This window comes from Streptomyces sp. NPDC049837 (assembly GCF_040674455.1).
Classification (GTDB): Bacteria; Actinomycetota; Actinomycetes; order Streptomycetales; family Streptomycetaceae; genus Streptomyces.
Window position 1 is genome coordinate 1 of sequence record NZ_JBFAMP010000027.1, and the last position, 7070, is coordinate 7070.

Annotated in this window: 8 protein-coding genes; all 8 read left to right on the top strand. The window is 71.6% G+C overall.

The annotated features are described in order from the left end of the window. Nucleotides 1–107 precede the first annotated feature (107 nt). The 8 genes from AB0J57_RS34665 (at nt 108) to AB0J57_RS34700 (ending at nt 6941) form a co-directional block, all read left to right on the top strand. A complete protein-coding gene (locus tag AB0J57_RS34665; RefSeq protein WP_366132405.1) occupies nt 108–752 on the top strand; it encodes an HAD family hydrolase in 645 nt (214 codons plus the stop codon). Nucleotides 753–795: 43 nt separating this feature from the next. Next, entirely contained in the window at nt 796–1965 is a 1170-nt protein-coding gene (locus AB0J57_RS34670; RefSeq protein WP_366132406.1) for an MFS transporter, read from the top strand. Further along, nucleotides 1934–3109 carry an acetoin utilization protein AcuC gene (locus AB0J57_RS34675; protein ID WP_366132407.1) on the top strand — a complete coding sequence of 392 codons (1176 nt, stop codon included), beginning with the start codon at nt 1934–1936 and terminating at the stop codon, nt 3107–3109. The genes AB0J57_RS34670 and AB0J57_RS34675 overlap by 32 nt, the downstream gene beginning before the upstream one ends. 103 nt (nt 3110–3212) lie before the next feature. Continuing rightward, nucleotides 3213–4028, top strand: a complete 816-nt coding sequence (locus AB0J57_RS34680) for a phosphatase (RefSeq protein ID WP_366132408.1) — start codon at nt 3213–3215, stop codon at nt 4026–4028. Nucleotides 4029–4156: 128 nt separating this feature from the next. Next, nucleotides 4157–4366, top strand: coding sequence for a helix-turn-helix domain-containing protein (locus AB0J57_RS34685; RefSeq protein WP_362914482.1), 210 nt, complete (start codon nt 4157–4159; stop codon nt 4364–4366). 152 nt (nt 4367–4518) lie between these two features. Next, a complete protein-coding gene (locus AB0J57_RS34690) occupies nt 4519–4617 on the top strand; it encodes an AURKAIP1/COX24 domain-containing protein (RefSeq protein WP_003948845.1) in 99 nt (32 codons plus the stop codon). A gap of 159 nt (nt 4618–4776) precedes the next feature. Next, nucleotides 4777–5847, top strand: a complete 1071-nt coding sequence (locus AB0J57_RS34695; protein ID WP_366132409.1) for an NAD-dependent epimerase/dehydratase family protein — start codon at nt 4777–4779, stop codon at nt 5845–5847. Nucleotides 5848–5864: 17 nt separating this feature from the next. Further along, complete coding sequence (locus AB0J57_RS34700; RefSeq protein WP_366132410.1) at nt 5865–6941, top strand: lysophospholipid acyltransferase family protein; 1077 nt, start codon at nt 5865–5867, stop codon at nt 6939–6941. Nucleotides 6942–7070: the final 129 nt, after the last annotated feature.

The window sequence follows — 7070 nt, forward strand, 5'->3', positions numbered from 1 at the left end:
GGTACTGCAGGGGGGACCCTGTGGGAGAGTAGGACGCCGCCGAACAATTATTGTGGGGAAGCCCCGCACCTTATGGTGCGGGGCTTTTCTGCGTTTACAGTCGTGTTATGCGCTATGAACTGGTCATTTTCGACAACGACGGCGTCCTCGTCGACAGCGAGCCCCTCTCCAACACCATCCTGGCCGCCTACCTGACCGAGCTCGGGCACCCCACCTCGTACGAGGACTCCCTGCGGGACTACATGGGGGCCGCCGTGCACCGCGTACATGACCTCGTCCTGGAGCGGACCGGGCTGCGGTTGCCCGAGGACTTCGACGAGACGTTCCACGCGCGCGTGTTTGCCGCTTTCGAGCGGGAGTTGGTGGCCGTCGCCGGGGTTCCGGAGGTGTTGGAGAAGCTCGTCGCCGAGGGGGTGCCGTACTGCGTGGCCTCGTCCGGGAGTCATGAGCGGATTCGGGTGGGGCACCGGAAGACCGGGCTGGACCGGTGGTTCCGGGAGGGCAGTGTCTTCAGTGCCCAGGACGTGGGGCGGGGGAAGCCGGCGCCGGATCTGTTCCTGCACGCGGCCGAGCGGATGGGGGTGGCGCCGGAGCGGTGTGTCGTCGTCGAGGACAGTCCGCTGGGAGTCCAGGCGGCGCTGGCGGCCGGGATGGACGTGTACGGGTTCACGGCGATGACGCCGGCCGAGCAACTGGTGGGGGTCAAGGGCTGCTTCGACGACATGGGGCAACTGGTCGAGCTGCTCGTGTGATCGGCCTACCCAGGGGTAGCCCGGCGGCCTACGCTGTGCCGCCATGACGGATGCGCGGTTGCGGCGTGGGCGGGGCTCGCTGGCGGTCTGCTTCTTCGTGCAGGGGGTGACCTTTGCGCTGCTGGTGACGCGTATCCCCGCCATTCAGGACCGGTACGGGATATCCGACTCCCTCCTGCCGGCGTTCCTGGCGGCCGTGCCGGTCCTCGCCGGTGTGGGGAGCGTGGGCGCGGGGCGACTGGTGCGGCGGGTGGCGCCGAGCGCGGTGCTCCGGTGGGCGCAGCCGGTGGTGCTGCTGGCCCTCCTCGAGGTGGGGGCCGGGGACCGGATGTGGCACGTCGCGCTCGCTCTCGGGGTGTTCGGGCTGGCCGTCGGGGCGCTGGACGCGTCGATGAACATGCTCGGGGTGAGCCTCCAGCACGCGTACGGGCGCAGCATCATGCTCGGGTTCCATGCGGCGTACAGCCTGGGCGGGATCGTGGGGGCGTCGCTGGCGTGGGTCGCGGTGGACCAGGGGCTGGCGCTGGGCGTGTCATACCTGTCGGTCGTCGTGGTGGTGCTGCCGGCGGCGTTGGTGGGGAGCCGGTGGTACGTGGACGGGCAGCAGGGCGGCGGCCAGGACGGCTCGGCGGGGCGGTCGGCGGGGGTCCTGGTGCCGTTGTGCCTGGTGATGACGTTCGCGTACATCGGCGACTCGACCGTGTCGAACTGGAGCGCGAAGTATCTGACGGACGTGCTGGGCGGTTCGGAGGCGCTGGCGACCGTTCCGTACAACGCCTATATGGTCACGACCCTGTTGGGGCGGGCCCTGGGGGACCTGGGGGTGCGGCGGTTCGGGGCGGTGGCCGTGGTGCGGGGCGGGGCGGTGCTGGCGGCGGCCGGGTTCGGGGTGGTGGCCGGGGCGCCGGGGGCGTGGGCGGGGGTGGCCGGATTCACGGTGCTGGGGTTCGGGCTGAGCGTGCTGGTGCCGCAGACGTTCGCCGCGGCGCGTGGTGACGCGGAGGTGGCGCGGCTGAACGTCTTCAATTACGTGGGCTTCCTGGTCGGGTCGCCGTTGGTGGGCGCTCTGGGCGATGCGTGGAGCTATCGCGGGGCGATGGTGGTGCCGCTGGTTTTGGTGCTGGTGACGTTGCGGTATGCCCGGTCGTTCGGTGTTGAACGGGACCGATACGGTGGCGGGCATGAGCGGCCGCGCACTGTTGATGTGGGATGACGCACTTACCGGGTACGACTTCGGGCCCGGGCACCCGATGGACCCGGTGCGGCTCGCGCTGACCATGGGGTTGGTGCGGGCGTACGGGCTGGACCGCCGGGTGGACGTGGTGGCCGCGAAGCCGGCCGGGGACTCGACGCTGCGGCTGGTGCACCGTGAGGACTACGTGGCGGCCGTACGGGCGGCCTCGGCTGACCCGGGGGCGGCGGACCAGGCGTACGGGCTGGGGACGCTGGACGACCCGGCGTTCGCGGGGATGCACGAGGCGTCGGCGCTGATCGCGGGTCAGTCGGTGGGCGCGGCCGAGGCGGTGTGGCGGGGGGAGGCCGCGCACGCGGTGAACTTCGCGGGCGGGCTGCACCACGCGATGCCGGGGTCGGCGGCGGGCTTCTGCATCTACAACGACGCGTCGCTCGCGATCGCGCGCCTGCTGGAGCTGGGCGCCGAGCGGGTGGCGTACCTGGACGTGGACGTGCACCACGGGGACGGCGTACAGGCGGCGTTCTGGGAGGACCCCCGGGTGCTGACCGTCTCGCTGCACGAGCACCCTCGCACGCTGTTCCCCGGGACCGGGTGGCCCGAGGAGACCGGCGCGGCGGGCCCGGCGGAGGGCGGCGCGGTGAACGTGGCGCTGCCGGCCGGCACGGGCGACGCGGGCTGGCTGCGGGCGTTCCACGCCGTGGTGCCCGAGCTGCTGGCGGACTTCCGGCCCCAGGTGCTCGTGACGCAGCACGGGGCGGACACGCACTTCGAGGACCCGCTCGCGCACCTGGCGGTGTCCCTGGACGCCCAGCGCGCCGTCCAGGTGGCGTGCCACGACCTGGCGCACGAGTACGCCGACGGGCGCTGGGTCGCCCTGGGCGGCGGCGGGTACGCGATCGTGGACGTCGTACCGCGCTCGTGGACACACCTGGTGGGGATCGCGGCGGATGCCCCCGTGGAGCCCGAGTCGGTGATCCCGTCGTCGTGGCGCGACGAGGTGTACGCGCGGACGCGGCAGTTGGCGCCGGGGCGGATGACCGACGGGCGGTGGCCGGTGTCGTGGCGGGGCTGGGACGAGGGGTACGACCCGGCGGACCGGCTGGACCAGGCGGTGCTGGCGGCCCGGCGGGCGGCCTTCCCGCTGCGGGGCCTGCTGCCGTAGGCCCGGCGGCCGTGGCGTGCCGCCACCGGCGGGGTTACGCCAACTGTGGGGTGTCCCCGGCGTTTTGGCGCCGCGCCCGGGGTGGTGCGGCAGCATCGGCAGGGTGCTGAGTACCGGTGCGATGCGTGCGCATTTGCTGGCGGCCGGGCTGGCCGGCCCGGTGGCGACCTCGCGGGAGCAGAGCCTGCGGAGCTACCGCCTGTTCGCGGCCCGGGACCCCCGGGTGACCCTCGGGCTGGACCCGCAGTGGGCATGGGACGAGCGGGACCTGCTGCGGCTGATGGCCGACAAGTGCGGGGTCTCCGGTGATCCCGCGCACCGGTCCGGGCCCGATGTCATCGACCCGGAGCGGACGCTGACCGCGCTCGGCGCGTTCGCCGCGCGGCTCGCGGAGGCGGCCCGGAGGCGGGCGCCGGTCCTCTTCGGGACCGGTCATCCGCACCGACTGCTCGGTTTCTACGCCGGGCTCGCAGACGCTTTGTCGGCGGCCGGATGTCTCGTTCTCACACCCGCGCAGGGGCGATGTGTCGACATAACGACCCGGTTCGGCGTACGTACGTACAGCCTCGACTACGTACGGGGAGTCGCGTTGGTGCGGGAAGGAGGGGCCGAAGGCGCCGGTTGTGAGACCGGCGCACACACCCATTCCCCCCTCCCGGTCAGGGCCGCTCTGGAGGGTCTCGCGGACGCCGGCGGGCCGCTGCCGGAGCTCGTCGTGGGGGACCACGGATGGGTCTGCGGCGCAGGTCAGTTGGGTTTTGAGGCCGTCGGCCTGGCCGACACGGACGACCCCGCGCTGTTCGTCGGGGAGGCGGAGGGGCGGGTGTCCGTGGCCGTTCCGCTTGATGACGCTGTGCGGTCTGATTACTACCGACCGCTTACTCGCTATGTACTCAATCGAGCGTGTCTGTCACGGTAGGGGGCCGATGGCAGCTCCTCTTCCCCACTCGTATCACCCGCCCCTAGTCTGGTGAGTGAGCGCACCGCGACGAAGAGTCACCGGAGGGGAAGCCGGTGGGCGTTGTGGGCGGAAGGTACAGGTGGGTCATGGCTGCAGACCAGAGGCCTCTCAATGAGGTCGTGTTCCTGACCGTGGCGGAAGTCGCCGCGGTGATGCGAGTGTCGAAGATGACCGTGTACCGCTTGGTGCACAGCGGTCATCTGCCGGCGATCCGGGTGGGCAGGTCCTTCCGGGTTCCGGAGCAAGCGGTTCACGAGTACCTCCGAGAGTCCTTCGTGGGGGTGGAGACGGCTTAGCGGTCGTCGAGGGGCCCCGTGCGTACCCCTCGGATTACAAGCTCGGCGCTCGGGCCGGTAGGCTAGGCCGACGTAGGTCGTGTGGGCCCAGACGCCCCGCACCGAGATCCCCGCCTGTGCGGGGGTGTTCCGAGAAGTGAGCGAGGGTAGTCGTGGGCTCTGTTATCAAGAAGCGGCGTAAGCGGATGGCCAAGAAGAAGCACCGCAAGCTGCTCAAGCGCACCCGCGTTCAGCGTCGCAACAAGAAGTAAGCGACGGCTGTACGTGCGCCATTCGCGGCCCTTCCACCGGTTCCGGTGGGAGGGCCGCGGTGTTCGTGGCGTTACCCATCGGGGTGCGGCGGTCATTACAGCGCACCATTCACCCGCTACGGTGGCCCGTAGGCGAGGACCGAACGGAAGGCGCTGATCTTGGGGAAGGTCGTGCTCGTCACCGGCGTGGCCCGGCAGCTCGGCGGCAGGTTCGTACGCCGCATCCAGCGGGACCCCGAAGTGGAGCGGGTGATCGGCGTGGACGCCGTCCCTCCCGCGCACCAGTTGGGCGACGCCGAGTTCGTCCGTGCCGACATCCGCCAGCCCGCCATAGGGCGGGTCCTGGCCGAGTACGGGGTCGACACCGTCGTCCATATGGACGTCACCGGAACGCCGCTGGGCGCCGGCGGGCGGACGGCGGTCAAGGAGACCAACGTCATCGGCACCATGCAGCTCCTCGGGGCGTGCCAGAAGTCGCCGACGGTCAGCCGGCTGGTGGTGAAGTCCAGTACGAGCGTGTACGGCTCCGCGCCCCGCGACCCGGCCGTCTTCATGGAGACGACACCGCCGAAGTCGCTGCCGAGTGGCGGCTTCGCGAAGGACGCCGTCGAGGTGGAGGGGTACGTGCGCGGCTTCGCGCGCCGGCGGCCGGATGTGGCGGTGTGCGTGCTGCGGTTCGCCAACATCCTCGGGCCGGACGCGGACTCGCCGCTCGCCGAGTACCTTTCGCTGCCCGTCCTGCCGACGGTGTTCGGCTACGACCCGCGGCTCCAGTTCGTCCACGAGGACGACGTCCTCGAGGTGCTGCGGATCGCCTCGCACGAGCCGCGGCGCGGCACCCTCAACAGCGGCACGTTCAATGTGGCGGGTGACGGTGTGCTGACGCTGTCGCAGTGTTCGCGGCGGCTGGGGCGGCCGACGGTGCCGGTGCTGCTGCCGGCGGTCACCTGGGTGGGTACGGCGCTGCGCACGGTCGGGGTGACCGACTTCTCGCCGGAACAGATCCGGCTCCTGACGCACGGCCGGGTGGTGAGCACGGCGCAGATGCGCGAGACGCTCGGGTTCGAGCCGAAGTACACGACCGCGGAGGCCTTCGCGGACTTCGCGCGCAGCCGGGGGCCGGGCCTGCTGCCGCCGGAGGCCCTGGCGGGGGCGGTCGACCGGATCGCCGCGTCGTCGCTTCCGTTCCTGGGCGGTGGCGGGGCGAAGACGACTCAGAGCGCCGGATGAGGGAGCGCGATTCAACGATGGCGGACGCCAAGGTCATTCCGTTCGACGACGACCGGTCGCGCGCGGGTGCGGCCACCCCCAGGCCGGGGCGCCGGCGGCCCCTGCTGGGCGGCGGCACCCGGCGGCGGAAGGGCGAGGGCGGGGTGAGCGCCCTGCCGGGCCCCCAGACACCCGAGGCGGCGGCCGCGGACGAGCCCCGGGCGGACACGGACGCGGACACGGACGCGGACACGGGCGCGGACACGGGCGGCCGTGGCGACTGGGACCGTCGGATCGCGGGCGGGCTGGCCTTCTTGCGGCGGCGGATCACCGGCGAGTACGAGGTCGACGAGTTCGGGTACGACGAGGAGCTGACCGACCAGGTCCTGATGTCGCTGCTGCGGCCGCTGTACGAGAAGTACTTCCGTGTCGAGGTGAAGGGCATCGAGAACATCCCGTCCGAGGGCGGGGCGCTGGTGGTGGCGAACCATTCGGGGACGCTGCCGCTGGACGGGCTGATGATGCAGGTCGCCGTGCACGACAACCACCCGGCCGGGCGGCATCTGCGACTGCTCGCGGCGGACCTGGTCTTCATGCTGCCGGTCGTCAACGAGCTCGCCCGGAAGGCGGGGCACACGCTGGCGTGCGCGGAGGACGCGGAGCGGCTGCTCCAGCGCGGTGAGGTCGTCGGGGTGATGCCGGAGGGCTTCAAGGGCATCGGAAAGCCCTTCAGCGAGCGCTACAAACTCCAGCGGTTCGGCCGGGGCGGGTTCGTGTCGACCGCGCTGCGGGCGGGTGCGCCGATCGTGCCGTGCTCGATCGTGGGCGCGGAGGAGATCTACCCGATGATCGGTAACGCGAAGACCCTCGCTCGGCTGCTGGGCTTCCCGTACTTCCCGATCACGCCGACGTTCCCCTGGCTCGGTCCGCTGGGGGCGCTGCCGCTGCCGACGAAGTGGACGATCCAGTTCGGCGAGCCGATCCCGACGGACGGCTTCCCGCCGGAGGCGGCGGAGGACCCGATGCTGATGTTCAACCTGACGGACCAGGTCAGGGAACAGATCCAGCACACGCTCTACAAACTGCTGGTACAGCGGCGGTCGGTCTTCTTCTGATTGTGCCGTGGTGGGGGGGGGGGCCCCCCGGGGGGCCCCCCCCCCCCCCCCAAACAAACTAGCTGCGCAAGAGTACGCCCCCCACCCACGATTACCCGCGGCGACCCCCGGGGGGGGGGCCGCGAGCGG

Coding starts and splice junctions, on each gene's coding strand:
- AB0J57_RS34665 (WP_366132405.1), top strand. CDS start 108: ATGCGCTATGAACTGGTCATTTTCGACAACGACGGCGTCCTCGTCGAC.
- AB0J57_RS34670 (WP_366132406.1), top strand. CDS start 796: ATGACGGATGCGCGGTTGCGGCGTGGGCGGGGCTCGCTGGCGGTCTGC.
- AB0J57_RS34675 (WP_366132407.1), top strand. CDS start 1,934: ATGAGCGGCCGCGCACTGTTGATGTGGGATGACGCACTTACCGGGTAC.
- AB0J57_RS34685 (WP_362914482.1), top strand. CDS start 4,157: ATGGCTGCAGACCAGAGGCCTCTCAATGAGGTCGTGTTCCTGACCGTG.
- AB0J57_RS34700 (WP_366132410.1), top strand. CDS start 5,865: ATGGCGGACGCCAAGGTCATTCCGTTCGACGACGACCGGTCGCGCGCG.